A 260-nucleotide genomic window follows, 5' to 3' on the forward strand; every position below is an offset into this window, starting at 1 on the left:
ATCGATATCATCGCGGAGAAACTTGGACGTCATCGCTCGACGATCTTCCGCGAGGTTCGGCGCAACGTCTATATCGACAAGGAATGGCCCGATCTCAGCGGCTATCATTGCACGACGGCGCATGACATGGCGTGTGAGCGTCGTGACAAGCTGAGGAAGCTTGCCCGCTTCTCGCATGTCCGCCAGTCCGTCATTGAACGGATCGTGCACGGCTGGTCGCCGCAACAGATCGCCGGTCGGATGCGGCTGGAGCGCCATCC

General features: G+C 60.0%; 1 protein-coding gene. It reads left to right on the plus strand.

What is annotated here, in order from left to right:
• Positions 1–260, plus strand: a 260-nt coding sequence (locus ACOZKU_RS03355) for a helix-turn-helix domain-containing protein (protein ID WP_421577661.1), incomplete at both ends; no start/stop codon positions are given.

The organism is Shinella sp. M31, assembly GCF_049199205.1.
GTDB lineage: Bacteria > Pseudomonadota > Alphaproteobacteria > Rhizobiales > Rhizobiaceae > Shinella.